The sequence below is a fragment of the Corynebacterium kutscheri genome, from assembly GCF_000980835.1.
In the GTDB taxonomy this organism is placed as follows: Bacteria; Actinomycetota; Actinomycetes; order Mycobacteriales; family Mycobacteriaceae; genus Corynebacterium; species Corynebacterium kutscheri.
Map to the genome: position 1 here is coordinate 185,037 of NZ_CP011312.1, position 24,780 is coordinate 209,816.

Consider the following 24,780-nt stretch of genomic DNA (forward strand, 5'->3'; position numbering starts at 1 on the left):
CAGTGACGTATCCTTATTTCCATGACTAAATGGGAATATGCAACTGTGCCTTTAATCACTCATGCCACTAAACAAATTCTCGACTCCTGGGGTGAAGACGGCTGGGAACTTGTTAGCGTCGTCCCCGGCCCTAACCCAGAAAACGTGGTGGCTTATCTCAAGCGTGAGGTGCAGTAAATGCGCCCATCGGAAAGACTTCGCGAACTAGGCATTGAGCTGCCTACAGTAGCCGCTCCCGTGGCCGCATACGTTCCGGCAATCAAAACTGGAAACCAGGTGTGGACATCTGGGCAGCTTCCGTTTGTTGACGGCGTGCTTCCTGCTACCGGAAAGCTAGGTGTTGATGTCTCCCCGGAAGCGGGTCAAAATTATGCGCGTCAGGCTGCGTTAAACGCGCTAGCTGCAATTGATGCGCTGGTTGGGATCGATAATGTTGCTCGGGTGCTTAAAGTTGTTGGATTCGTCGCTTCCGGGGAAGGCTTTGGTGGCCAACCGGCAGTGATTAATGGTGCATCTAACCTTATGGCGGAAGTATTCGGCGCTTCCGGGGAACATGCACGTTCTGCTGTGGGGGTAGCCGAGCTTCCACTCAATGCGCCAGTAGAAGTCGAGGTTATCGTCGAGCTTCGCTAAGCTAACTGCTATGGAGCATCCTGCTTATAGCCTACTGCGTCCAGTTACCCCCTCTGTTGGCGTCGTATTGTGCCCGAATCCTGGGTATGCGTCATTGGAGGGGACTAATTCGTGGGTGGTGCGCGCCCCAGAGGACTCACATAGTATCGTGATTGATCCAGGCCCGGACGATGAGGGGCATCTTAATGTTCTGAATGCTAAAGCACACGAGGTCGGCCTGATTCTTCTTACTCATCGCCACCATGATCATGCTGACGGGGCACCTCGCTTCCGTCAGCTTACTGGTGCACCTGTTGCTGCTTTTGATCCTTCCTACTGTATTGCCACCCCGGAAGCGCTTTTCGACGGCCAGATCATCACTGTTGATGGGGTCACTCCGCAGCTTGAAGTCGTGCATACTCCAGGGCATACGGCAGATTCAGTGTGTCTTTTTGTGTGGTCGGGTAGTCCGCATGAATCCACTCTGGAAGGGATTATTACCGGTGATACGATTGCTGGTCGGCATACGACTATGATCTCGGAAACTGACGGTAATTTAGGTGATTATTTGCATACGCTTGAATTGTTGGAGAAACGTGGCAAAAACGTAAAGTTGCTTCCGGGGCATGGGCCCGACGGCGAGGACGTTTCAAGTTACGCGCGGTGGTATATCCGTCGGCGTCAGCAACGTCTTGATCAGATTCGTGCGGCACAGCAAAAGTTTGGTCAGGACATGCCGCTAAAACAGCTTATCGACGAAATATATGACGATGTCGATCCTGTGCTTCGTGGCGCTGCGGAACAGTCTACTCGGGTAGCATTGCGCTATTTAGCGCAACAGCAGTAACTTACGCGGCTGCATATACTGGATGCGCGATACTGTCGGCGTAGAGTTTGACTAATTCTCCGGCAGAAAGTCGGCGAACTGGCATGTGGTTGACGCGTGCTTTTCCGGAAGAGAAGTATACCCATTCCAATTCGCCTTGATTGTTGCGTTGGATACGGGCGCGTTTTGTGGTGCATTCACGGTGGTGGCGCGGGCATAACATGGCGAGATTCTCTATGGTAGTTGCCCCGCCTTGGGAAAAATCAACAATATGATGTCCTTGCCCGAAGCGCGCTTGTTCGGTGCAGTCTGGGTGGGCGCACAGGATTTGGTGTGCGGATGCCATGGCGATGTGTTTGGTATTGAACCAGCGTCGCTCGATTCGTACCGCGACCTCGGGTTGTAGCGTTAGATCGTCGTAGACCACTGCCCAGCCATGATTGCTGAGTTTGTCGTCGATACGCTCGTAGATTGTGCGCCCATCAGTTAGGCTAAAAGCCTTGCGCTCAGTACCGTTAAAGAGCTCACTGGCGAACATAATCGCGCAGGGCTCAAGTCCTTTTTGACGCAGGGTGTTGTTGTCTGAGCAGGTGCAAATATTTGTGCAATTGCATTTATTCGGAGTCGCTTCCGGAAGCGGGGTCATGCCCTCGCGCAGCATCTTGAGGATAACATCTCCACGGATGTGGCTGTCGGTGCGCCCGCTTCGATGGGTTTGTTGTGCTTTGACTTGGACATTTATGTATTCAGCGATATCGGAAAATTGCTTTTCGACGAAGCGTGCGGTCAGATATCGGTTTCCTTCCCCATCGACAGCAGAAAGATTTGCTCGCGTCGTTGGGTGAAAAGAGCTGCTTTTATTGAGCTGACGTGTGCGGTCTTTAGCCTGTGCATTAAGTTCAGTCCAGCTAAGACGTTTTGCTTGCGTAACTAGCTCTAGAAACAGTTGGGTGCGGGTTGTGGTGACGTCGGTACGCAGTTGTTTGACGTATTTGAAAATTGTACATAGCTTATCCACGCTTAATTCATCACGTTGTGCAATATCGCGGATTTTTATTAATCGTTCCAAATCGGCACGGTATTCTTCCCGTTCTGCTTCCGAGGCAGTTTTCTTCGGTGTAGTAGGACTAAATAAAAATTTACCTAATCTCTGCCAGTCGCGAATAACCTTCGGCGGACTACCAAAACGCATTGACAGCTCGTCGGCGGAGTTTTTGCTGGTATGAACAGCCACGATAAGTGCGATACCCAGACGGGAAACAGAAGTAAGAAGTTCGAAAATATTCATAGCTTGACGTTAAAATGATTTTCGTCTTTCTGCAAGACCTGCTATGAAATCTGTGGAAAACTATGAGAAATGAGGTATCTCTCACATGAGAATTCCACAGATTTTATCGAAAATGTTATGTTCTATTTTATTCTTAATAAAAATGTGCTAAAGAACGAAAAAGGCCACCGGTAAAATACCGGCGGCCTGCGGATTTAATAAACTAGCGAGCGCGTTTTGCTAAGTGCTCAGTGTCTACAATAAGTACGGATTTACCCTCGAGGCGAATCCATCCGCGATGCGCAAAGGTTGCTAGCGCTTTATTTACAGTTTCCCGGCTAGCGCCGACCAACTGGGCAATTTCTTCTTGAGTAAGATCGTGATTAACACGCAAAGCCCCGCCTTCTTGAGAACCAAAGCGGTTAGCTAGTTGCAGTAGTGTCTTTGCTACGCGGCCTGGAACATCGGTGAAGATGAGATCTGCCAGTGAGGCATTGGTGCGGCGTAGGCGACGAGCAAGTACACGCAGTAGCTGCTCTGAGATTTCCGGATGGGTATTGATCCAATGACGCAGCATTTCAGAGTTCATAGTAGCTGCGTGAACCTCAGTTACACAGACGGCTGAGGAGGTACGTGGCCCTGGGTCGAAGATAGATAGCTCGCCGAACATATCTGAAGGGCCCATAACGGTTAGTAGGTTTTCTCGGCCATCGTTGGAGTGGCGGGCAAGCTTTACTTTTCCAGAAGTGATGATGTACAAACGGTCACCAGGCTCGCCTTCCTCGAAGATGGTAGCCCCGCGTGGAAACCGAACCGTTTCGAGGTCTTGAATGAGATTATTGACGGCGATGGGATCGACGCCCTGAAAAATCCCGGCGCGGGAAAGGATGTCGTGCACTGCTTCCACGATGAGTATTCCTCTTTCTGGGGTGATGGCTCATACGGGTGAGCCAAATGCATCTTTAGTGTCTTTTAGCTCACTTTACTATGAAATAATTAACATTGACACCCAAAAACACCGGTTTTATTTAAGCATCATTTCAAGGGGGAATCGGGGGCAAATAGATTATGGATATGTCAACCTTGTATTTTACGTCGAAAAGCTATTGTGCGTGCTTGAGTGCATTTCTGAAGGATATAATTACAATCGTTTGCATATGGAAGGGATTTTGGTCTGAGTACAGAAATACGCATCAGGTTGACCCCGAAATTAGTCCCCGAGAATATATTGCTCCAATTTGTCCATGAAGCCAAGAAAAACGGCAATGCCTACCGGGACAACGAGAACTGAAATAATGCTCATAACAGAAGAAGTATAGTTGGCGTGTCAACAGATCAAGCTAATATGCTTAAGTCTCATGGCTTTCAAGGAGACACCGCTGGCACGAAAACGTAGGGCACGCAAAATTAATCGCGAGCTTGCCCGCGGCTACCCCACCGCGCGAGCCGAGCTCAATTTCACCAACCCGCTGGAGCTAACCGTTGCAACGATTCTTTCTGCCCAATGCACCGATGTGCGCGTTAACCAAGTAACCCCGGCATTATTTCAGCGCTATCCAACCGCTGCAGACTACGCCAGCGCAAATGAGGCAGAACTGCAAGAAATAATTCGCCCAACCGGATTTTATAAAGCGAAAGCACAGCACCTGATCGGGATGGGGCAGAAACTGTTGAGCGATTTTGGTGGCGAGATTCCGGAAGCGCTTGACGATCTGATTTCGCTTCCGGGGGTAGGGCGCAAAACTGCTCACGTAGTTCGCGGCAATGCTTTTGGTCTTCCGGGACTGACTGTAGATACCCATTTCGGCCGGCTTATGCGCCGATTTGAACTTACTGAACACACGGATCCGGTGAAAGTTGAACGCGACATCAGCGAACTAATCGAGAAAGCACAATGGACAATGTTTTCCCACCGAGTCATTTTCCACGGCCGTCGCGTCTGCCACTCCCGGAAGCCAGCATGCGGGGCATGTTTTATCTCACATTTGTGCCCAAGCCGTGGCATTGGCGATCTCTCCCCGGAAGCGGCTGATTTGGTTAAAGACCCTTTCGTTTTGTCGCTAGCAGGTAAAAATGCGTAAAACACTTCTTTTTTCAACGCTGGGCTTTCTCGTTATTCTCGCAATATTTGCTGCGCTTCTTCTGCCTACGAAAGCAACTGATGAAACCGTGGCACAGCCTACAGAAATTGCTGATCGTCCAGATTGCCCTGGTGAGACGCTAGCGGCAGTCGCTTTGGATTGCCTTGGCGGAAAAAAAGTCGCTTCCGGGAAGAAGTACTCTGTTGTTACGTTGTGGGCCTGGTGGTGCCAGCCTTGCCGGGCTGAATTACCGCTTTTCGACGAACTTGCACAGCATCATCCAGAGCTTAATGTGGTGGGGGTACATGCGGATCCCTCAGCATCGCAGGCGGCCGCATTATTGACCGATCTTGGTCTGCACCTGCCTAGTTATCAAGATAATGACAACTCTTTTGCCGGTATGTTGGGACTACCTGCAGTGGTTCCCATCACTATCATCGTTGATCCGGAAGGGAAAGTTGTGACCTTCATCCCACGTGTTTTTGACACCTATGACCAACTAGAAACCACAGTATTGGAAGCAATTGTATGAGCACACCACCATGGTTACGTCTTTTTGATGATCAGCGTCTTCAGCATATTAATCGCCGGCTAATGCCAGGGCGAGAGTCGGCGGTGTTGATGCTTTTTTCCGGAAGCAGTGATGCACAATCGCTTCCGGGGGATGCTCGGGTTTTGCTGACTCATCGTTCTCCGTCGCTACGCACGCATTCTGGACAGATAGCCTTTCCGGGAGGGCGTGTTGACCCGGAAGACACCGATATAGTGGATACTGCTTTGCGTGAAGCTTGGGAGGAGACTGGCCTGGATCGTCGTACAGTCACTCCCTTGGCGCAGCTTGATGAGGTTAATGTGCGAATTAACCGTGACCCGGTGCATCCTATTGTGGCCTATTGGCATACTCCTAGCGTGGTGGGGGTGGTTGATCCTGGTGAAGCTGATGATGTCTTTTTAGCTGATGTGCATGCTTTGCTTGACCCGACTAATCGCCTTCTGGTTGGTTTCGATGATTGGTCTGGGCCAGCTTTTCGTTACGACGGTTATCTTATCTGGGGGCTTACCGGTGGACTGCTGGACACATTTTTTCAACAAGCGGGATGGCAAGAACCGTGGGATCACCGAACACGCTACGATTTGATGGATGTTTTGCGTGATTCGCGCAATAACGAAAAACACTAAGAGCATTCCACGATAGAGAAAGGGCTCATTAAGCTGTGTCTGCTGGTTCTGTCGTCGATACGATTATCGGCATTGCGCTTATTTTGGCAATCCTTTCCGGGTGGCGGCAGGGTGCATTTGCTTCCGTGCTTTCAGCAGTTGGGGTGTTGGCTGGTTTAATCTGTGGCGCGGCGGCGGCGCCGTTTGTGATGTCGTGGACTGATTCGACCGCGCTGCGTTTTTTATTGGCGCTGGCTGTGGTGATCTTGCTTGCTGGGCTAGGAAACCTTACCGGGGGTGTGTTGGGTGCGTCGTTACGCGAACGGATGCGATTAAAGTCGTTTCTTTTTGTGGATTCTTCTGTAGGGGCAGTATTTCAGGCATTAGCGACGCTGATTGTGGTTTGGTTGGTTGCGATCCCGCTTACTACGGCGTTGCAATCGACCCCGGTAGCGGTAGGGATTCGTAATTCGAAGATACTTAGTTTTACCGATAATTACGCGCCTTCTATGCTTCATACGCTGCCATCAAGAATTTCGGCGATGCTGAGCGAGTCTGGGCTGCCTCCGCTAGTGAGCCCCTTTTCCGGGAACACGTCGGTGCGGGTTGAAGCACCTGCGATCAAGGTAGCTAATACTGCGCTAGTTGAACAGTTGCGTCCGAGCGCAGTTCATGTCCTCGGTGAGGCGCAGGGGTGTGATCGTCGTTTGATGGGCTCTGGTTTTGTTATTGCCGACGATTATGTAGTTACTAATGCGCATGTTGTTGCCGGCACTAATCTCGTTGCTTTAGACACAGTCACCGGGCTTTTCGACGCTGAAGTAGTCTACTATAACGCCGAGCTTGATATTGCTGTACTAAAGGCCAATGGTCTTGGCTTGCCGACGCTTAACTGGGCAGACAGCCCGGCAGAAACCGGCGATGATGCCATCGTGATGGGCTTTCCAGAATCTGGTCCTTTTGAAGCTGCTCCAGCACGCATTAATGATCGCATTACAATCTCTGGACCTAATATTTACGCTTCCGGAAGAGTTGAGCGCGAAGCTTATACAGTTCGTGGAACTATCCGTCAGGGGAATTCAGGTGGTCCAATGGTCAACAATGATGGCGCTGTTCTCGGTGTTGTATTCGGAGCCTCAGTAGATAGTAGTGACATTGGCTATGTTCTTACCGCTGAGGAAGTCCGAGCTGCTATTGGCGATATCACCGCATTGAATACCATCGTTGACACCGGTGAGTGCGTAAACCATTAAATTAGGCCATAAAACCTGCTACGGAAGCAGCAAACGCTTCCGGAGACTCAAGATGCGGGCGCATGCTGTCAACGTTTTCTACCACGAGCTGACTGCGTGCTCGCTTCCGGGCGAGGGCAAGCATGCGGGTACTGCGTGGCGAGTCGTCGACAAGCATATGTACTGGTACTTCGACAGTAAGGTTGAGCCATTTTACTGGCGGGCGTGCTAGGGAAAGCTTAAGTGTTTTTGCGCGTGCCCCGGAAGCGGATGTTATCTGGGAGGCTTTGTGGCGTAGCAGGAGTTCTTCGTCGAAACGCTCTGTTGCTTGGAATGCGGTGGTGGTGGCAGCGCGCAGGTCGCGTTCGATGGGGTCTGCTCCCGGAAGCGAGATTCGCTCCCAGGGGCGGTAGGCTAGTGCGCGGCGCATTTCTACTGGGTGTAGACCGTCGACAATGCCGATGGAGCGCACGTGACCGGGGTGGCTGGTGGCGAGCACCCAGGCAATGGTGGCGGAGACGCCGGCGCCGAAAACGTGGGCGCGTTCATGTCCGAGTGTGCGAATGGCGCCAGCAATATCGCCGGTGGCGTAGCGGATTTCGTAGCCGGTGGGTGGTTTGTCGCTCATGCCGTAGCCGCGTAGATCAATGGCAGCGACGTGGAAGCCGTGTTGGGCGAGGCGGTGAATGCAGTGGCGGTAGTCGAACCAGCCGCCGTAGCCGTCGTGAAGCAGAATAATGAGATCGGTTTGCGTAGCAGCGGAGGTTGCTGCGTGCAGTCGTACTCCGCGGGTGTGCAACATTTGGTGGGTAAAAGGTCCGTCGAGTGCGACGACTGTGGGGGAGAGGTTGTGTGTGTGCTTCATAAGAAATGCCCCACTGTTGAAAGTGAGGCGGTGTAGTTTAGGTGTACATTCCGGGTTTTTCGAGGGCAGTGTTGGTTTGTCCCGGTACGAGTGTTTTTAGTTCTTCGACGCTTGCCATGGTTTTGGTTGGCAGGCTAAGTTTCTTGATTTTCTTTACTCCGAATAGTGCTAGGAGTCCGGCGAGTACCAGCATGCCGAGGAAGACAATGAGAAATGCTGCCCAGCGTTCGAGCCAGGTGGAGAGCAGTTCGGCGAGGAAGAAGAAAAAGAAGAAGGAGCTGTATAGTGCGATGGTGCCAGCAACCCCAAATAGTCCACCGCCGATAGCGCCTTTCTTGACCTCAGCGGTGATCTCGGTTTTGGCTAGTTCGACCTCTGCGCGCACGAGCGAAGACATTTGGCTAGTGGCATTGCTAATGAGTGTGCCAATTGAATCGCTGCTGCTGGTGGTGTCTACGTCGCTGAGCGGAATAGCGTTCACCTTTGCGCTGAATGTTTCCGCGCTGTCGGTAAACAGACCATCTTTTTTGCTCACGGGTGCCTCCATAGAAGAAAAGTTCACTTGTATCCTCTATCGTGCCAGAAAAAGCATAGGATCGGTTATTTAACCGCTGAAATTGTTGTGAATTTGTAAGATAGGTTGCCATGGAGCTTTTCGACGCCCTCACCCCGCTTTTCGACGAAGCCAGCGCAGCCATTAACGCAGTGCACCGTCGTCCAGTTAACCTGCGCAAGGTCGAGCTGACTAGCTCAGAAGCGACGTTAAGAGGCGCGCGCAGTAATGTTTCCCTTCCGGAAGCCGGTGTGAGCGAACAGGAGTCGATTAGTGCATATAGCCTTCTTGCCCCGGAAGCGATATCGGAAATAATTCGCACTTTTGCGCGAGCTCCACTGCAAGTTTTTGCGCACATTGACGTACTTGCTGGTGGCTCTGGGCGTCCTACAGGCGATACAGCACGGCTAACCCAGCTTGCTGATATTATTGCGGCGCGGCGTAGTGAGAAATTTATTTCTGCGATTGTGCATGCCGAAATCCTTTCCGGAAGGATGTTTGGTTCGCGCAGCGGCACAGTAGCTCGGGTGGGAATGCGTTTGGCCGCGATTAACTCTGGATTTGATCCTCGCGGACTAGTGGTGCCAGAACCGCAGCTTAAGCGTGAAGAAAAAGCATACGTGGCGGCGTCGAAAAGCTATTTCACCCTTCCGGAAGAGTTTTTTGCTTTGCATGCGCGCGCGTTTCTTTCCGGGGTGGCAGAAGCGGAGTCGATTGCGCGACAGGCTAGCGGTAGCGCTTAATAATCCAGGAGCCGCCGAGGGTTAGCGCAGCAACTAAGGCAAGAACGCCGGTGGAAATACCGATTTCTTTTCCGGAAGGCATGGGTATTAGTGGTACTGGGTTCCGGAAGACTTTGATTTCCCAGCCGTTTTCGGTTGCGTATTTGCGTAAACTGCGATCAGGGTTGACCGCTATGGGCTTTCCGACGGTTTGAAGCATCGGTAGATCGGTCATAGAGTCGGAGTATGCGAAGCATTGTGCAAGATCGTAGTTGTTGCGCTGTGCTAATTCATGGATTGCTTCGGATTTTGCTGCGCCTTTGCAGTAGAACAGGATGGTGCCGGTAAATTTGCCGTCTTTTTTTTCAAAATCTGTGGCTACTACTTGTTTTACTCCGAGTTCTTTGGCGATTGGTTCGACGATTTCGCGGGCGGAGGCTGAGACAATAACCACGTCGTGCCCGGAAGCGAGATGTGATCCGATGAGTGTGCGTGCTTCTTCGTAGATAGCGGGGCAGACGACATCGTGCATAGTTTTTTCGATGAGCGTGGTGAGTTGCTGAACATCCCAGCCGGTAATCATGGCAGCGAGCTGGTCGCGACTGGCATCCATTTGCTCGCTGGAGTGTCCGGAAAACATGTAACTGGTTTTGGCGAGGTACATCTCTAGTGCGGTTGCTGGAGAGATTAAACCGGAGTTGAGTAATTCTTTTCCGTAAGCGTAGGCAGAGTTGGTGGCAATGATGGTTTTATCCAGATCGAAAAACGCCGCCGTGCGTGTGATCCGGGCGGGTAGGTGTGCAGATTTGGTAGTAAACATCGAAAATGAGTGTAGTCGATGGCAAAAATGCGGGAAATAAATGTAAAAAATCTTTGTTGAGTGCTAAGCAAGTGTGTCATAATGATTTTGCTTGGCCCCGATATACAGTGTGGCCGGCCCCGGCCCGCCCCCCCCCTGTGGCCGGGTAAGGCGGCTCGCGATTTTATTACACCCCCCGTAACGCGAGCCGCCGTTTTTTGCGTTTCGACGCTACTTAAGCTTGTGGATATATCTACAAATTGTGGAAAACCCCCTTCGTTATAAGAATAAAATTATGTAACTACTGTGACTTATGTAGCTAATGTGACACATGAGAATAAAATCTGTGAAATGGCAAAAACAATCGGACATTTCACTGCGAGTTATCCACAGATTTTGTCTAGCTACTAGGCAAAGTTGGGTATGCGTAACACACTAAAACCATGAAAGAAGCCCCGATTTTCATGGCCATTACCGATCCCATAATCCATCCGGAAGCAGCTCATATTATTGCTGCTAGTGGGCATAACGTGATTGATTCGATCGACCCACGTGAAATGACTCGGCATGCGCACCGAGTTGCCGCCTTACTAGTTGATGCAACAACGGCAGCCCACGCTGCGACTTTACCGATAAACACGCGTATCTTTTTGCTCTATCCGGAAACAGAAGAAATTGACTGGAAACTCGTTGCAACAATGCGTGCCGACGGGGCATTTATTCTTCCTGCTCAATCGCCAGAATTATTAGCAGCGCTAAGCGAAAACCCACAGCATACGGGAACCAAGGGCAGCGTCATTGTAGTAGTTAGTGCTACCGGTGGGGCAGGCTGTTCAACGTGTGCGGCCTGGTTAAGCACAGTGATTCCTAATGCAGTTTTATTGGATGCTGATGCTTATTCCGGTGGGCTTGATTTGTTATTAGGAATTGAAGATCGCGTAGGGGTTCGCTGGGGTGATCTTAATTTTCTTAGCGGCGGGATCAACCCTGAAGATTTGCTAAAAGCTTTACCTCACCACGAGCAAACTCGCGTGCTGACAATTTCTCGCACTGGTGATCATGGTCTGGGCTGTGATCAAGTTTTAGCAGCAATTAATTGCCTGCGTGAGCATTGCAACGTTGTTGTTGATACACCGGTGAAATATGTAGAAGAAATAGCCGATGCTAGTGATATTACGATCGTTCTTGTTCCTGCTGAATTGCGTCCTGTTGCGGCTGCTAGTCGTCTTATCCAGGTGTTGCGTAGTCGACGGGTAGAAACAGTGGTATTAGTGCGTAACCGTAGTTGGGCAGGACTAAGTGAACAAGAAGTAGCGCACTATATTGACCACGAGGTTCTTGGTGTGATTAAGCATGAAAAGCGTCTGGTTAAGGCAGTAGAAAATACAGGTTTGCCGGCTGCTTCTAAAGAAATTCGCAGTCTTTGCGATCTGATTCACAATGCAGCATAAGCATCCAGCAACAGTGAAGTACGACGAGGTCGCTGAGGAAGTTCATCGTCGTATTTCAAGTCGAGAACAGGTAACTGATAGGGCAACGGTGCAGCTTATTAGAGAAGTTGCCGGTGTGATTAGCGATCAAGATGTGTTGTCAGTACTGCGAAAAATTCGCCACGACGCCCAAGGTGTTGGTGTTTTGGAGTCGGTGCTAGCGCTTCCGGGAGTAACGGATATCGTCGTTAATGGAACGCACGGAACCTGGTTTGATCGCGGGAACGGATTGGAAAAAGCTTCCATAAGGTTCGAAAAAGATCAGGATGTGCGTCGATTAGCTACTCGATTACTCGTTGCTTCCGGGCGCAGGCTTGACGACGCTCAAAGCTTCGCTGACGGTCGGCTTTACCGTGATGATGGATCCAGTATTCGTATTCATGCGATTTTGTCACCTCCCTCGGAAAATGGTACGTGCTTATCGCTGCGAGTATTACGCCAGAAATCTGTCAGCCTCAAACAGCTTTATCAGGGTGGTTCTTTCGACGATGAAATGTATGCAGAACTACAGAAACTAATCCGACGGCGGCGTAATTTTCTTGTGGTTGGTGGTACCGGAAGTGGCAAAACGACGCTCTTGGGAGCATTGCTGCGAGAGGTTGACCACCACGAACGCATTATTTGTATTGAAGATACTGCGGAACTACGTCCGAAACATCCGCATTTTCTTACCTTGGTTACCCGCAGTAATAATATTGAAGGTAAAGGCGAGATCACCATGGCTGATCTGCTGAAGCAATCACTTCGAATGCGTCCTGACCGCATTGTCGTTGGTGAAATTCGCGGTGTGGAAGTTGTGGATTTATTAGCAGCGCTCAACACTGGTCATGATGGTTGTGCTGGAACAGTGCATGCGAATTCCATTGAAGAAGTACCTGCTCGTTTAGAAGCTCTTGCAGCCTTGGGTGGGTTGGATACCCATGCTCTGCATTCGCAATTATGCGCTGCTGCCCCAATGGTTTTAGTGATGAAGAAAACCGCTTCCGGACGGCGATTAAGCCAAATCGGAGAACTGCGTGGCAACCCAATAAGGGTACACATTCTTTATTCTGCTGAGGTGGATTCATGACGGCATTAATCCTACTTAGCGTGGCGTTTCTTATTAATCTTCATCCGGCACATCGCTTGGGTCTTACCCAACCACGTTGCAGATTAGGCTTCATTTTTGGTGGCGTGATCCTTTTATATTGTGCAACTACTCTTGCATTACCACGCATTACCAACAGTATTGGTGTATTGGTTGCGTTTAGTTTAGCGGCAGCAACCATTGGCTATAGCGTGTATAAGACACGCCTAACAAAAATGCGCCTGACTCATCAACATGCCATTGCTCAACTGGTAAGTCTGCTTATTGGCGAGTTGCATTCGGGAAATGATATGGCGCATGCGCTAGGAAATATCGCGTCGGAGCTAAAAAATACCACGCTATCAAAAGCAGTTCGAGTGGCGTCGACAAGCGCCCGATCAGGTAGTAGTGGTGCCAAAGAATTGCATGCCTATGCACGGTATTTTCCTGAGCTTGAGCCACTAGCGCGTAGTTGGTTGATTGCGGAGCAGCATGGGATGAGCCAGCTGGGTTTGCTCACCCAGATTCAAAAGCGTATCGACGCCGAACTTCGCCACCATGCACGAACCAAAGCCGCATTACAAGGCGCGCGTCTTAGCGCACTGATTTTGGCTGCTCTACCGCTTGTGGGCGTTCTTATGGGAAGCGCTATGGGACTTAATGTGCTGGTATTTCTAGCCAGCGGTTTAGGGTCAGTATTGCTGATCATTGGGGTGGGTTTGATGTGCGCTGGTTTTTTATGGTCGCAACGTATTATCAACGGAGCTATGCCATGATCGCTACATTATTGGTGGTATTAGCGCTTTGGTTGTGGGATTCTCACATTTCATATCGCTTAGGCATGCCAGCACGAGCTAGCCCGATAACCTTGCCTCGTCGGGCACCGCACTATGACCCGAATGCACTTGCTTGTGATCTTGACCTCTTTATTGCCTGTGTACATGCTGGACTTTCGATTACTCATGCCACTGCAATTGTGGCAGAAAGCTCATCGCTGTCGCAGTGGTCACACGTTGCTCGCATGCTGAGCATGGGCGTACACCCTCTACGTGCCTGGGAAGAACTTGCCGAGGTAGATGGACTAGAAGAGATCGCGGTATTAGTACGTAACTCTTTACGTTCTGGATCAGCACTTGCCAGTGGCTTTGAACGTATTGCACATACCCTGCGTGCCCAAGTAGAAGATCACGCTGTAGAACGTGCTGAAAAAGCCGGAGTGCTTATCGCACTGCCACTGACCTGCTGTTTTCTTCCTGCCTTTTTTGTCTTAGGACTTGCCCCGGTGCTTATCACATTGGGCACCACCGTTTTTCATTAACAATTCACACAAAGGAGTAACCACATGAATACCTTGATTTATAACACTCGCCGTCTCTTAGCTGGTGATGAAGGTATGACAACTATTGAATACGCCATGGGTGCACTTGGTGCAGCAGCCCTAGCCGGTGCTTTGTACCTAGTTGTCTCTTCTGGAGGGGTGCGCGACGCTTTAGAAGGGATCGTTACCGACGCACTCAACAAAACACCAGGCTAATGCATATGAGAAACGACGACGGTATGGTCACTATCGAAACCGCTATTGCCAGCAGTGCTTTGATTGTCTTTGCAACACTCATCTTCGCTGGCTTAACCGTAGTGGCCAACTATCTTAGCGCTATTGATATTGCTGGTGCCGCCGCACGCGCGCATGTCATCGGTGTGGACTATGTGCCCCCGAAAGGCCGTGTGCACATTAACAATGATGGTGAACGTGCCACCGCTACCGCAACGATTCCCACTTTCTTTATCGATGTGGAAGCACAGGCTGTGTTTGCAATAGAGAGTGTTCATGATAACTAGCGGCATACAGGTAAAAGATGATGCCGGCTCAACGACCATCCTTGCCGCCGGCTTAGCTATCTGCATGGCAAGCGTGCTTGTGGTTATTGTGGCACTTGCCCAGTCAAGCATTGATAGCCACCGCGTAGCTGTTGCCGCCGAGCTTGCTGCGGTTGCAGCTGCTTATACACACTATTACGGCAATAATGGCTGCGCGGTTGCTGCTGAGATCGCCGAGCGAAACCATGGACAACTCAGTGATTGCTACACCACAGACATGGATATAACCGTGACCGTTTCAATGCGTAGACATCAGTACACCGCCACTGCTGGCCCGCTCTAGCACTTTATTGCTAGCTTTTATGGGCTAGCAGTGAAGTCAATGCCCCCAATAATGCAAGCGCACCCTGTTTGCTTAGGGGGCTATTTCCATTTCCACACTTTGGTGATTGCACACACATGGGGCATCCGGAAGCGCAGGGACAATCGCGAACAACCTCATAAGTCATCTGAATCCAGGTGGCGAAGCGCTTATACCCACAATCAGCAAACCCCGCCCCACCGGGATGACCGTCATAAACAAACACCGTGGGCAACCCAGTATCTTCGTGTCGAGTAGTAGAGACCCCGCCAATATCCCAGCGATCACAGGTGGCAACAAGAGGCAGAATACCAATTGCCGCATGCTCGGCAGCATGTAGCGCGCCGGGAGTATCGTCGATACCTAATTGGTCGAGAATCAGTGGATCAATGGTATAAGCTACTGCTCGCGTAGTGAGGTTCATGGCGGGTAAATCAAGACTAATTGTGTCGAGAATGCTTCCATCAGCAGCTGTGCGCACGTATCCGGTGACCTGGTTGGTTACCTCGACATCAACATTTGCTACCCAGACCCCGGAAGCGGGATTAAAAACCGCTTCCGGAGGGTTGAGGATGTGGATATCTGTGGTTGAACGTGCATATGTAGAAAAATCAGGCAGTGCTGGTTGCACGAGCGCAATTAAATTCTCTAGGTCAAGCTCTTCGACAAGAAAACTCTCCCCCTGGTGGATATACACCGCTCCCGGATGGATTTGCTGAAACGCCTGCGCTGCATCAACGGTACCAAGCATGCGCCCATCGCTGGCGTCGACGATATTAAATTCCTTTCCGGTGCCGCGTAGTGCCACCTGTGCATGCGGATCCGTCAAAAGTGGGTTGGCAAACCAATGCCCATTGCGCTTGCGTACTAGTTTTTCGCTTGCTAGTTGCTGCATAACTTCCGTAGCCGCCAAGGTTTGCACTTCTGTGTCACTGAGGGGCTTTTCGACGCATGCACACAACATATGTCCATAAAGAATATGTGGATTATGCGGATTGACTACTACCTTTTCGATCGGACGACCAAAAATCGCTTCCGGGTGGTGGATAAGGTAGTTATCCATGGGCTCATCGCGGGCAACTAAGACAACTAGCGAGCCTTGCCCGCGTCTTCCCGCACGCCCGGCCTGTTGCCAAAAGCTTGCAATTGTTCCTGGAAATCCAGCGGTAATGACCGCATCGAGCCCGCCTACGTCGATGCCGAGTTCTAGCGCATTGGTGGTGGCAACGCCGAGTAGTGTGCCGTCGTCAAGAGCTTGTTCGAGTTGGCGACGCTCTTCGGCTAGATAGCCGGCACGATAGGCAGCAACGCGGTGGGCTAAATCTTTTCTTCCGGAAAGGGTGAGTTCTTCTGCACACCGTAAGGCCGTGATTTCTGCTTGTCGACGCGAACGGACAAAGGTAAGCGTGCGTGCTCCTTCGCCTATGAGCGTGGCCATAATTCCAGCGGCTTCTGAGCTAGCTGCGCGGCGCACTGGTTGCTCTAAGAAGCCTGGTTCCCACAGGAGTACTGTGCGGGCTCCTAGTGGGGCGGTGTCTTCGGTAATGGCGATAACGTCATCGCCGATAAGTTGGCGGGCATGTTCGCTGGGGTTGTGGCTGGTTGCAGAGGCTAAAATGATAGTGGGGTGGGCGTTGTAGTGGGCGGCGATGCGGAGTAGACGTCGTAAAACAAGTGCGATATGTGCGCCGAATATGCCGCGATAGGTGTGGCATTCGTCGATGACGATGAATTCAAGGTGGCGTAGTACTTTTGCCCAACGCTGGTGGTTCGGCAAGATGCCGGTGTGGATCATATCGGGGTTAGTGAAAATGAAACGTGAGTGGTCCCGAATTCCGGATCTCGCTTCCGGGGGAGTGTCGCCGTCGTAGGGCGCGGGCGCAATCGAGCTGAGGTCTTTATCGTCTGCGGCGGCGATAAGCCGTGAGACGCTGAGCAGCTGGTCGGAGCCGAGCGCTTTGGTGGGGGTGAGATAGAGCGCGCATGCGGTGTGATTTTCGGCAAGTCGGGTCAAAATGGGTAGTTGGTAGCCAAGTGACTTCCCGGAAGAAGTTCCTGTGGCTATTATCACATTAAGTCCTTTCCGGGTGGCGTTGGCGCAGGCACTTTGGTGCGCATAGGGTTGGTGCGCATAGGGGTAGTGAATGCCAGCGTCGATAAGCGCATTTCGTAGTGCAGGGTTGACCCAGTCTGGCCACTGGTCGTATGTGGCTGGACGTGGGGGAATGCTGTGGTGGTGGGTGCAGGTGGAGGTAGGGAAACGCTTTTTGATGGCGTCGGCAAGTTCAGTGCCAAGCTGTGCTCCGGTTGGATACCCCGTATTGGGGTTAGAACTCTTCATGGATACGTCCTTTTTCTTTTCCGCTGACCTGCATTTTTGGATAATCGGCAAAGGTTTTCTGTTCTTTTGTTGCTAAACGTGACACACTAGACCTTGGTCGCCGAAGAAGCATTTTTAAGAAGGTGATCTGCGGGTTCTTCACCGTTAAAAAGTGAGCAAGTACCTGTGGTTTCGTTGGATGGAGATGATCGGCCGCACCTCCAACATGCGCCACAACAAGGTAGCGCATCATTTTTAAAGAAGGATAGGTAGTAATTATGGCAAAGGGAACTGTGAAGTGGTTCAATGCGGAAAAGGGCTTTGGCTTCATCGCTCCTGAAGATGGCTCCGCAGACGTTTTCGTGCATTATTCTGAGATCGGTGGCAATGGTTTCCGTACTCTGGAAGAGAACCAGCTCGTTGAGTTTGAGGTAGGCGAGGGTGCTAAGGGCCCACAGGCACAGCAGGTGCGTGCTCTTTAAGCATCCGTCAGGATATAAAACCGCTTAGTTTTACTAGGCGGTTTTGTTGTTTTTCCTGCTTTTCGACGAGTACCCGTAGTATAAAAATACGCTTGAGTTGCGCGCAGCAGTGTGTGCGTGTGTGCGCTAGTGTGTTACAAGTATTGAATGCGTTATGTCGTGTTGCGCTTCATTACTTGAAGAAGCGGATGCACTGAGAAAAATTCTTAAATAACGAGTAAAACAAAATAAAGCCTTATTCAGACGCACGCGGATTGAGGAAACGAAGCAGTCTATGTCGAAAACCAGTGGCATGAAACGCCTAGTGATCGTGGAGTCGGCGACCAAAGCAAAAAAGATCGCACCATATTTGGGAGACGACTATATTGTTGAGGCGTCGGTGGGACACATTCGTGATCTTCCGCGCGGCGCAGCCGATATTCCGGCGAAATATAAAAAGGAACCATGGGCACGACTCGGTGTGAATACTGAGGACAACTTTAAGCCCCTCTATTTGGTTAGCCCAGATAAGAAAAAGAAGGTTGCCGAGCTAAAACAGAAGCTCAAGCAGTGCGATGAGCTTCTCCTTGCTACCGACCCCGACCGGGAGGGTGAGGCTATTGCCTGGCATTTGCTTGAGGTACTTAAACCCAAGGTGCCAGTTCGACGCATGGTGTTCAATGAGATCACAAAGCCAGCGATTTTAGCGGCGGCAGAAAATACTCGCGAGCTAGACGCACACTTGGTTGATGCGCAGGAAACTCGCCGCATTCTCGATCGCCTATACGGCTATGAGGTGTCGCCGGTGCTGTGGAAGAAGGTTATGCCGAGACTATCGGCTGGCCGGGTGCAGTCAGTGGCTACGCGCGTGATTGTTGAGCGTGAGCGCGAACGAATGGCCTTTGTCTCTGCCGAGTATTGGGATTTGGAAGCTACCTTTGATACCGGGGTGCAGGATGCGGCTAACCCCACCTCTTTTAGTGGTCGTTTGACTTCTATCGATGGCAAACGAGTAGCACTGGGGCGCGATTTTGATGATCGGGCACAATTGGTTGGCGATGCGGTTGTCGTCGATAAGCAAAAAGCTGAGCTACTTGTTGCTGCTCTTGATGGCGTAGCTATGTCGGTGGCAAGGGTGGAGGAAAAACCATATACCCGTCGTCCCTATGCGCCTTTTATGACCTCCACTTTGCAGCAGGAAGCTGGGCGTAAATTGCATTACACCTCTGAGCGCACCATGCGTATTGCTCAGCGGTTGTATGAAAATGGTCACATTACCTATATGCGTACCGACTCAACTACCTTGTCTGAGCAGGGATTACGTGCCGCGCGGGAGCAGGCGATGAGCCTCTACGGAAAAGAATACGTTTCCGATTCTCCGCGGCGTTATGATCGCAAGGTAAAAAACTCTCAGGAAGCACACGAGGCTATTCGCCCGGCTGGTGAGCGTTTTGCCACCCCGAAGGAGCTTTCTGGTCAGCTTGATGCCGAAGAGTTCAAATTGTATGAGCTTATTTGGCAGCGCACGGTTGCCTCACAAATGGCCGATGCCAAAGGCACTAGCATGAAGGTCGCTATTGCTGGTACTGCCCAAACCGGTCAGCACGTGGAATTTTCTGCTACTGGGCGTACCATTGTGTTCCAAGGTTTCTTGCGAGCTTATGTAGAGGTCAGCCAGCTTGCCGACGGCCGTGATCTCGCAGATAACGCCGAGAAACATTTACCACGGTTATCGGTAGGCGATGGACTAGGTGTTAGCGATCTAAAAGCCGATGGCCACTCGACAAACCCGCCAGCACGTTTTACCGAAGCGTCGTTAGTGAAAATGATGGAAGACTTAGGCATTGGTCGCCCATCGACGTATGCCTCGATTATTAAGACCATTCAGGATCGCGGCTATGTGTACTCCCGCGGTAACGCCTTAGTGCCTAGTTGGGTGGCTTTTGCCGTCGTTGGTTTGATGGAGAAGAGTTTCTCTGCGCTAGTCGATTATGATTTCACCTCTTCAATGGAAGACGAACTCGACGATATTGCCGCCGGTAACGAAAATGGCTCACATTGGCTGGCTGGATTCTATTTCGGTGATGCAGAAGCCTCCGACGCCACCGCAGAATCCATTGCTCGCCAGGGTGGTCTTAAAGCTCTCGTGGGGGAGAACCTAGAGCTTATTGATGCCCGGGAAGTAAATTCCCTGAAGCTTTTCGACGACGAACAAGGTCGCGCCATCGTTGTCCGGGTAGGCCGTTATGGTCCGTATATTGAGCGCCAAATTGGTATTAAAGACGGCGAGCCAGAATATCAGCGCGCTAACCTTTCCGATACCATCACCCCGGATGAGCTAACCTTAGCAGGGGCAGAAAAGCTCTTTGCGATTCCACAAACCGGACGCGAATTAGGGCGTAACCCCAGCAATGACCGCATGATCGTGGCTAAAGAAGGCCGTTTTGGCCCTTATGTCACTGAACTAGTCAAGGACGACGAACGCGAGCGAGTGGCTGCTGATGCCGAAGTAATTGTGGCTCAGGAGCGTGCGGAAGAAGATGCACAGCGTGCCGCTGAAGGTAAGCGAGCAAAGAATTGGGAAACTAAGACTGCAATCGCGGCGAAAGAAAAGCGCATTAATCAGATCATTGAGGAAACACTCAAACCAGCTGCCGCATCGCTTTTTGCGACGATGGAACCAGCGAGTGTCACCTTGGAACAAGCACTACAACTTTTGTCCCTACCGCGCGAGGTTGGCATTGATCCAAGTGATAATGAGCCGATTACCGCCCACAATGGTCGATATGGGCCATATCTGAAGAAGGGCAGTGATTCGCGTTCACTTGCCAGCGAGGAACAGATTTTTAGTATCACCCTAGATGAAGCGCGACGTATCTACGCTGAACCAAAGCGGCGCGGACGCGGTGCGACCCCATCAGCAATTAAACAACTAGGCGATAACGATGTTTCTGGCAAGCCAATGAGCGTGCGTGACGGCCGCTTTGGCCCTTATGTCACCGATGGAGTAACCAATGCTTCGCTGCGTCGTGGCGATGACCCTACTTCGCTAACCGATGCCCGGGCTAATGAACTCCTTTCCGAGCGCCGTGCCAAAGAAGCTGCCGAGCCGAAAAAGACCGCCACAAAGAAAAAGGCGAGCAAGAAAGCGGTGAAGAAAACCACGAAGCGCGTGGTTAAAGCAAAACGCTAACCTCGCTCCCGGAAGCGATGGATGGATTCGATGCCATGCCCGCACATAATAAAGGAAATGTTTTTCACTAGCGCTTCCGGGGGCTCACGCCGATTGTTGTTAAGCCAATGCAACAGATGACCGACCACTGCCAGGGTGTAGTGGTCGATAATAAAACGTCGGTCAGCTGCGTGCAGCTTGTCTCCGCCAAGCTCGCTAACGATGGCGGACATCATGATGCGCAATTGTTGGAAGAAAAACTGCTCAGTTTGCTGAACACTAAGCGAGTTCAGTATCGCATCGACTTGTTCTGCATGATCGCTCATATAGTTCATGAGCTGAATCAGTCCGGGTACCCAGCGTCGATAGCTGGCATGGCTGAGAATATGAGCGCCAACTTCATGCTGAAAAACCCACACTGCCGCATCTTCGACATCCGCAAAGTGATAGTAGAACGTCTGGCGAGTAATCCCGGCTCGTTTCGCTACCGCGGCTACAGTAACTTTTTTCAACGGTACTAGCGCTAGTTCTTGTTTGAGCGCTACCGAAATTTTTTCTCTCGCATCCACTGGATTAACTCTATCCTGACACTTTGGCGAAAGTGTCTATAGCCAGCAGTGATATTGATTTTTACACTAAGGGTAACTCCTAATGAGTAACCAATATCAAGGTGATTTCCCTCAGTAGTGTTCGTGGGAATACACCTGCGAAAAGGGGATATGATGTTTCTATTTGAATCAATTACCGCTGTGCAATGGGTGATGTGGGTTATCGTCATTGCAGTGCTGATGGCTTTAAACGAGATCGGTCGTCGCTGGCGGAAAGCCGGCTGGCTACTTTTTATTGCGCTTCCGGTAGCGTTAACAATTTTTGTGTGGCCGCACACAGCCGGCGCAGGCAGTTCTACCGGCACCTGGTTCCACTGGGTGAAAGTATATTCTGCCCTTGCCGGCGTACTTGGTTTTATGGCGTTGCGTTATCATCCGCGTTTGGCCGCAAAGAAGTGGGCGTTAACTTTCCCGGCAGCGATTCTAGCCCTTAATATTTTCGAAGCCTGTGTGCGTGATTTCCAGGTAGGTGCCATGAATGCTGATGGCATGGTCGATGGGGTGTACATGATTTCTGGTTCCTGGAACTGGATGAATGGCATTGCTGGTTTGCTTAATTTGCTTACTATTTGTGGCTGGACTGGGATTATTATTTCTCGTGATGCGTCGAAAGATATGATCTGGCCAGACATGTTGTGGTTCTGGATTATCGCCTATGACCTGTGGAATTTTGCCTATGTGTACAACTGCGTGGGGGATCACTCCTTCTATGCGGGTGCGGCGCTGCTTATTTCTTGCACCATCCCGGCGTTTTATATCAAGCGTGGCGCATGGTTACAGCACCGTGCGAACACCCTTGCCTTGTGGATGATGTTTACTATGGCGGTGCCGGCTTTTGTGAGTGATTCGCATTTTTCCGTGCAATCCTCGCATAATCCGGTGGCACTGTTTGTGGTCTCTGCGATTGCTTTGGCGGCGAATGTGGCGGTGTTTGCTTATCAAGTGCACCGTATTATCACCCGGAAGCGACATCCGCTTTTCGACGAACTCTACACCGACCACAAGGCCTACCAGGAGGTCTATGTAGCCAATAAGGAGCTGGAGGAGAAGCGGCCAGAGATTTCCGCTACACCCTATTAAAAGCCTTAGTAAAAGCCGAGTTATGTGGTTTGAGGCACAGTTTCGCACTCACCTATGTGGTTGAAATTCATCTTGGAAGTGCTGTATGTCTAGCTTCTGATTCGTTCCAATAAAAAACTCATCGACGTGTGTCGATGAGTTTACTTTTTTAGGTAGTTCCAAGCATCTCATGGGATGCACCGCAGTTAATTTAGGGAAGTTACTACTTTCGATGCTCTACCGCCAATCAGCCAAAAATACACAAAACCCCGCCACATAGTTTATGTAGCGGGGTAAATAAGCGTTGTTACGCTGTGCGCGTAGCTCTACGCTGTGCGTACAGCTTTGCGCTGTGTCCAGCGGTAAAGTCCTGCGACAGTACCGGCAAAGAGGATAATGCCGAGGATATTAGCGAGGCTACCAAGCTCAAAGAGGGCTAGTGGTGATTCCTTTCCGGAAGCGCCGATAATTGCAGCGTTAACCACACCAAACAGCGACTCGCCAACGATAAGACCAGTGGCTAGCAAAATACCTAGCCGCTTGGTTCCTTCGGGATGAGTTTGTTTTTCTGCCCAGGTATCATAAGCTCGGCCAATAAAGGCACCGAGTGGGATCATGAGGGTCAGCGAAATAGGCAGATACATTCCCATGCCCACTGCTAATGGCGGCAGGCTAAATCGAGTGGTTTTGCGTAGTATTTCGTCGATAATAATGATTGCCACACCAATGAGTGCGCCTAGGGCAATGCGATTCCAATCGAGGGAATTACCAAAAATACCATTGGCGACAGAGGAAAGCAGCGCAGCTTGTGGGGCAGCTAGTGCATTCTCGCCTGCGCCTTCCATGCCGGCAAAACCAAAGCCAGTGAGCATAAGCTGGAGTACTGGTGGGATAATCACCGAGCCGAAGATAACACCGATAATCAGTGCTACCTGCTGCTTCCAGGGGGTTGCGCCGACTAGTTGGCCGGTTTTGAGGTCTTGGAGGTTGTCGTTAGAAATGGTGGCAATGCCGAAGACTACAGCGGAGGTAAATAGTGTGTAGGCGACCAGTGCTGGGGCATTGGTGTCGGATTCGTTTCCGGTAACGGCTTTGATCAACAGTGCGGCGGTAAGCACCACAATAATGCCCACACCGGAGATGGGGGAGTTGGAAGCACCGATAAGGCCGGCCATATAGCCGCAGACAGAAGCGACAATTAATCCGATAAGTAAAACGAAGACAATGCTTAAGCCTACGAGTAACCAGGTGTGGTGTGCGATCGCAGAAACATTGATAAATAGGTACAGTAGTGCGCCAACCGGGAGCATGGCGGCCAAAATTGTGCCCACGACAATGTTGAAGGGAATGTCGCGTTCGGTGATATCGACTTCTTCACCGTCGTGACGCAGCCTAGAGGAGCGTAAAGAATCATTAATGCCGGTGATAATGGGGCCAATGATTTTAACGAGGGTCCAAATAGCTGCAACTGCCATTGTGCCGGCACCGACAAAGCGTACTTCGGCAGTGAAGGTGGAACTGACCACCTGTGCTAGTTCATCGCTTCCGATAAGCGAGGAAGAGAAATAGGGTAGCAAAATGCCGAAGGAGATAATAACGCCGACGATCATGGCAATGCCTACGCCCACACCGACTAGGTGGCCAACGCCGATTAGTGCTAGTGAGAGCGAAGAAGCTGCCATGGTGCCACCGGCACCGAGGCGAAATACGGTAGCGAGTTCTCCGGCAACAACCTTCATTGCCGCCAAGAGTGAGAATCCTGCTGAAGCGAGACCGCCCGCGATAATGACGTGTAGGCCTTTGCGGTTTTCTTCTTTGTCGGTTTCCGTGGCGTTGTCGTCGCCAACTTTAAGTACTTCGGCAGCGGCAACCCCTTCCGGGTAGGGTAGATCGGAGCCGGTAACTAGGGCGCGTCGCAGCGGGATGGAATACATCACGCCGAGGATGCCGCCGATGGCACAGACGAACATGGTGGTCCAATAGGGAAAGCCCGTCCAGAAACCAATCATGACTAGGCCAGGCAATACGAAAATAATTGCTGAGAGAGTACCGGCTGCGGAAGCAATGGTTTGGACAATATTGTTTTCGACAATTGTGTGCCCGCTAAACCTGCGCAAAATAGCCATAGAGATAACGGCTGCTGGTATGGAAGTAGCAAATGTGAGACCTACTTTAAGCCCGAGGTACACATTGGCTGCGGTAAACACAAGAGTGATGAGTCCACCGATAATAATGGCGCGTAAAGTCAGCTCGCGCATTGCCGATCGGGTGGAATTCGTGGACGATGTAGCCACTGGATTTTCTTTCTAC

Annotated in this window: 27 protein-coding genes; 18 read left to right on the plus strand and 9 right to left on the minus strand. The window is 51.0% G+C overall.

Translation table 11 applies throughout. The annotated features are described in order from the left end of the window. Positions 1–21: 21 nt before the first annotated feature. The 3 genes from UL82_RS10990 to UL82_RS00850 are packed head-to-tail and all read left to right on the plus strand — an operon-like array spanning position 22 to position 1,459. Positions 22–177 (plus strand): DUF4177 domain-containing protein, encoded by a 156-nt coding sequence (locus tag UL82_RS10990; RefSeq protein ID WP_126316398.1) that lies wholly within the window; start codon positions 22–24, stop codon positions 175–177. Continuing rightward, positions 178–633, plus strand: a complete 456-nt coding sequence (locus UL82_RS00845) for a RidA family protein (protein WP_046438461.1) — start codon at positions 178–180, stop codon at positions 631–633. A 10-nt stretch (positions 634–643) separates the two neighbouring features. Continuing rightward, a complete protein-coding gene (locus tag UL82_RS00850) occupies positions 644–1,459 on the plus strand; it encodes an MBL fold metallo-hydrolase (protein ID WP_046438463.1) in 816 nt (271 codons plus the stop codon). Position 1,460: 1 nt separating this feature from the next. Here UL82_RS00850 and UL82_RS00855 read toward each other — a convergent pair whose 3' ends face one another. Together UL82_RS00855 and glxR are read right to left on the minus strand one after the other, a co-directional pair. After that, positions 1,461–2,726 (minus strand): HNH endonuclease signature motif containing protein, encoded by a 1,266-nt coding sequence (locus tag UL82_RS00855; RefSeq protein ID WP_046438464.1) that lies wholly within the window; start codon positions 2,724–2,726, stop codon positions 1,461–1,463. 202 nt (positions 2,727–2,928) lie between these two features. Beyond that, entirely contained in the window at positions 2,929–3,612 is a 684-nt protein-coding gene (glxR, locus tag UL82_RS00860) for a CRP-like cAMP-activated global transcriptional regulator GlxR (RefSeq protein WP_046438465.1), read from the minus strand. A 451-nt stretch (positions 3,613–4,063) separates the two neighbouring features. Here glxR and nth point away from each other — a divergent pair, with 451 nt between their 5' ends. From nth to UL82_RS00885, 4 genes are read left to right on the plus strand one after another with little or no spacing between them, the layout of a single operon-like run. After that, positions 4,064–4,786, plus strand: coding sequence for an endonuclease III (nth, locus tag UL82_RS00870; protein ID WP_046438468.1), 723 nt, complete (start codon positions 4,064–4,066; stop codon positions 4,784–4,786). After that, the gene (locus tag UL82_RS00875) at positions 4,779–5,318 is read left to right on the plus strand and encodes a TlpA family protein disulfide reductase (protein WP_046438470.1); all 540 of its coding nucleotides are present in this window, start codon (positions 4,779–4,781) and stop codon (positions 5,316–5,318) included. The genes nth and UL82_RS00875 overlap by 8 nt, the downstream gene beginning before the upstream one ends. After that, positions 5,315–5,965 (plus strand): NUDIX hydrolase, encoded by a 651-nt coding sequence (locus UL82_RS00880; protein WP_052735828.1) that lies wholly within the window; start codon positions 5,315–5,317, stop codon positions 5,963–5,965. Before UL82_RS00875 ends, UL82_RS00880 begins: the two co-directional genes overlap by 4 nt. Positions 5,966–6,000: 35 nt before the next feature. Beyond that, on the plus strand, positions 6,001–7,197 hold the full coding sequence (locus UL82_RS00885) for a MarP family serine protease (protein ID WP_046438473.1): 1,197 nt from the start codon (positions 6,001–6,003) through the stop codon (positions 7,195–7,197). Position 7,198: 1 nt separating this feature from the next. On the opposite strand, the gene UL82_RS00890 is transcribed toward UL82_RS00885, so the two are convergent. Both UL82_RS00890 and UL82_RS00895 read right to left on the minus strand, forming a co-directional pair. Continuing rightward, positions 7,199–8,041, minus strand: coding sequence for an alpha/beta fold hydrolase (locus tag UL82_RS00890; protein ID WP_046438475.1), 843 nt, complete (start codon positions 8,039–8,041; stop codon positions 7,199–7,201). 37 nt (positions 8,042–8,078) lie between these two features. Next, complete coding sequence (locus tag UL82_RS00895; RefSeq protein WP_046438477.1) at positions 8,079–8,576, minus strand: phage holin family protein; 498 nt, start codon at positions 8,574–8,576, stop codon at positions 8,079–8,081. Positions 8,577–8,686: 110 nt separating this feature from the next. On the opposite strand from UL82_RS00895, the gene UL82_RS00900 reads away from it, so the two are divergent. Beyond that, positions 8,687–9,337 carry a hypothetical protein gene (locus UL82_RS00900; RefSeq protein ID WP_046438478.1) on the plus strand — a complete coding sequence of 217 codons (651 nt, stop codon included), beginning with the start codon at positions 8,687–8,689 and terminating at the stop codon, positions 9,335–9,337. Here the strand turns inward: UL82_RS00900 and UL82_RS00905 are convergent. Beyond that, positions 9,321–10,136 carry an HAD family hydrolase gene (locus UL82_RS00905; RefSeq protein WP_046438480.1) on the minus strand — a complete coding sequence of 272 codons (816 nt, stop codon included), beginning with the start codon at positions 10,134–10,136 and terminating at the stop codon, positions 9,321–9,323. The two genes, UL82_RS00900 and UL82_RS00905, sit on opposite strands and share 17 nt — an antisense overlap. 422 nt (positions 10,137–10,558) lie before the next feature. Between UL82_RS00905 and ssd the strand changes: the two genes are divergently transcribed. The 7 genes from ssd to UL82_RS00940 are packed head-to-tail and all read left to right on the plus strand — an operon-like array spanning position 10,559 to position 14,832. After that, entirely contained in the window at positions 10,559–11,566 is a 1,008-nt protein-coding gene (gene ssd / locus UL82_RS00910; RefSeq protein ID WP_046438482.1) for a septum site-determining protein Ssd, read from the plus strand. Then, complete coding sequence (locus tag UL82_RS00915; RefSeq protein ID WP_046438483.1) at positions 11,556–12,674, plus strand: TadA family conjugal transfer-associated ATPase; 1,119 nt, start codon at positions 11,556–11,558, stop codon at positions 12,672–12,674. Before ssd ends, UL82_RS00915 begins: the two co-directional genes overlap by 11 nt. After that, positions 12,671–13,447, plus strand: a complete 777-nt coding sequence (locus UL82_RS00920; RefSeq protein ID WP_052735830.1) for a type II secretion system F family protein — start codon at positions 12,671–12,673, stop codon at positions 13,445–13,447. The genes UL82_RS00915 and UL82_RS00920 overlap by 4 nt, the downstream gene beginning before the upstream one ends. Continuing rightward, on the plus strand, positions 13,444–13,989 hold the full coding sequence (locus tag UL82_RS00925) for a type II secretion system F family protein (protein WP_052735831.1): 546 nt from the start codon (positions 13,444–13,446) through the stop codon (positions 13,987–13,989). The genes UL82_RS00920 and UL82_RS00925 overlap by 4 nt, the downstream gene beginning before the upstream one ends. 24 nt (positions 13,990–14,013) lie before the next feature. After that, positions 14,014–14,205, plus strand: coding sequence for a DUF4244 domain-containing protein (locus UL82_RS00930; protein ID WP_046438487.1), 192 nt, complete (start codon positions 14,014–14,016; stop codon positions 14,203–14,205). Between the two features lie 5 nt (positions 14,206–14,210). Further along, complete coding sequence (locus UL82_RS00935; protein ID WP_046441023.1) at positions 14,211–14,510, plus strand: hypothetical protein; 300 nt, start codon at positions 14,211–14,213, stop codon at positions 14,508–14,510. Continuing rightward, positions 14,500–14,832: an Rv3654c family TadE-like protein gene (locus tag UL82_RS00940; protein ID WP_046438489.1), complete on the plus strand. Its 333-nt coding sequence runs from the start codon at positions 14,500–14,502 to the stop codon at positions 14,830–14,832. Before UL82_RS00935 ends, UL82_RS00940 begins: the two co-directional genes overlap by 11 nt. Before the next feature lie 10 nt (positions 14,833–14,842). On the opposite strand, the gene UL82_RS00945 is transcribed toward UL82_RS00940, so the two are convergent. Together UL82_RS00945 and UL82_RS00950 are read right to left on the minus strand one after the other, a co-directional pair. Continuing rightward, positions 14,843–17,191 (minus strand): DEAD/DEAH box helicase, encoded by a 2,349-nt coding sequence (locus UL82_RS00945; protein ID WP_046438491.1) that lies wholly within the window; start codon positions 17,189–17,191, stop codon positions 14,843–14,845. Beyond that, entirely contained in the window at positions 17,178–17,423 is a 246-nt protein-coding gene (locus UL82_RS00950) for a hypothetical protein (RefSeq protein ID WP_126363935.1), read from the minus strand. Before UL82_RS00950 ends, UL82_RS00945 begins: the two co-directional genes overlap by 14 nt. A gap of 25 nt (positions 17,424–17,448) precedes the next feature. On the opposite strand from UL82_RS00950, the gene UL82_RS00955 reads away from it, so the two are divergent. Both UL82_RS00955 and topA read left to right on the plus strand, forming a co-directional pair. Beyond that, a complete protein-coding gene (locus tag UL82_RS00955) occupies positions 17,449–17,652 on the plus strand; it encodes a cold-shock protein (protein WP_046438495.1) in 204 nt (67 codons plus the stop codon). 274 nt (positions 17,653–17,926) lie between these two features. Continuing rightward, positions 17,927–20,824 carry a type I DNA topoisomerase gene (topA, locus tag UL82_RS00960; protein ID WP_046438496.1) on the plus strand — a complete coding sequence of 966 codons (2,898 nt, stop codon included), beginning with the start codon at positions 17,927–17,929 and terminating at the stop codon, positions 20,822–20,824. Here topA and UL82_RS00965 read toward each other — a convergent pair. After that, positions 20,821–21,372, minus strand: coding sequence for a TetR/AcrR family transcriptional regulator (locus UL82_RS00965; RefSeq protein WP_046438498.1), 552 nt, complete (start codon positions 21,370–21,372; stop codon positions 20,821–20,823). The two genes, topA and UL82_RS00965, sit on opposite strands and share 4 nt — an antisense overlap. A 150-nt stretch (positions 21,373–21,522) precedes the next feature. On the opposite strand from UL82_RS00965, the gene UL82_RS00970 reads away from it, so the two are divergent. Then, positions 21,523–22,491 carry a DUF5692 family protein gene (locus UL82_RS00970; RefSeq protein WP_197719644.1) on the plus strand — a complete coding sequence of 323 codons (969 nt, stop codon included), beginning with the start codon at positions 21,523–21,525 and terminating at the stop codon, positions 22,489–22,491. A 305-nt stretch (positions 22,492–22,796) separates the two neighbouring features. Here the strand turns inward: UL82_RS00970 and UL82_RS00975 are convergent, their stop codons facing one another. Next, positions 22,797–24,728, minus strand: coding sequence for an OPT family oligopeptide transporter (locus UL82_RS00975; protein WP_046441025.1), 1,932 nt, complete (start codon positions 24,726–24,728; stop codon positions 22,797–22,799). Positions 24,729–24,780: the final 52 nt, after the last annotated feature.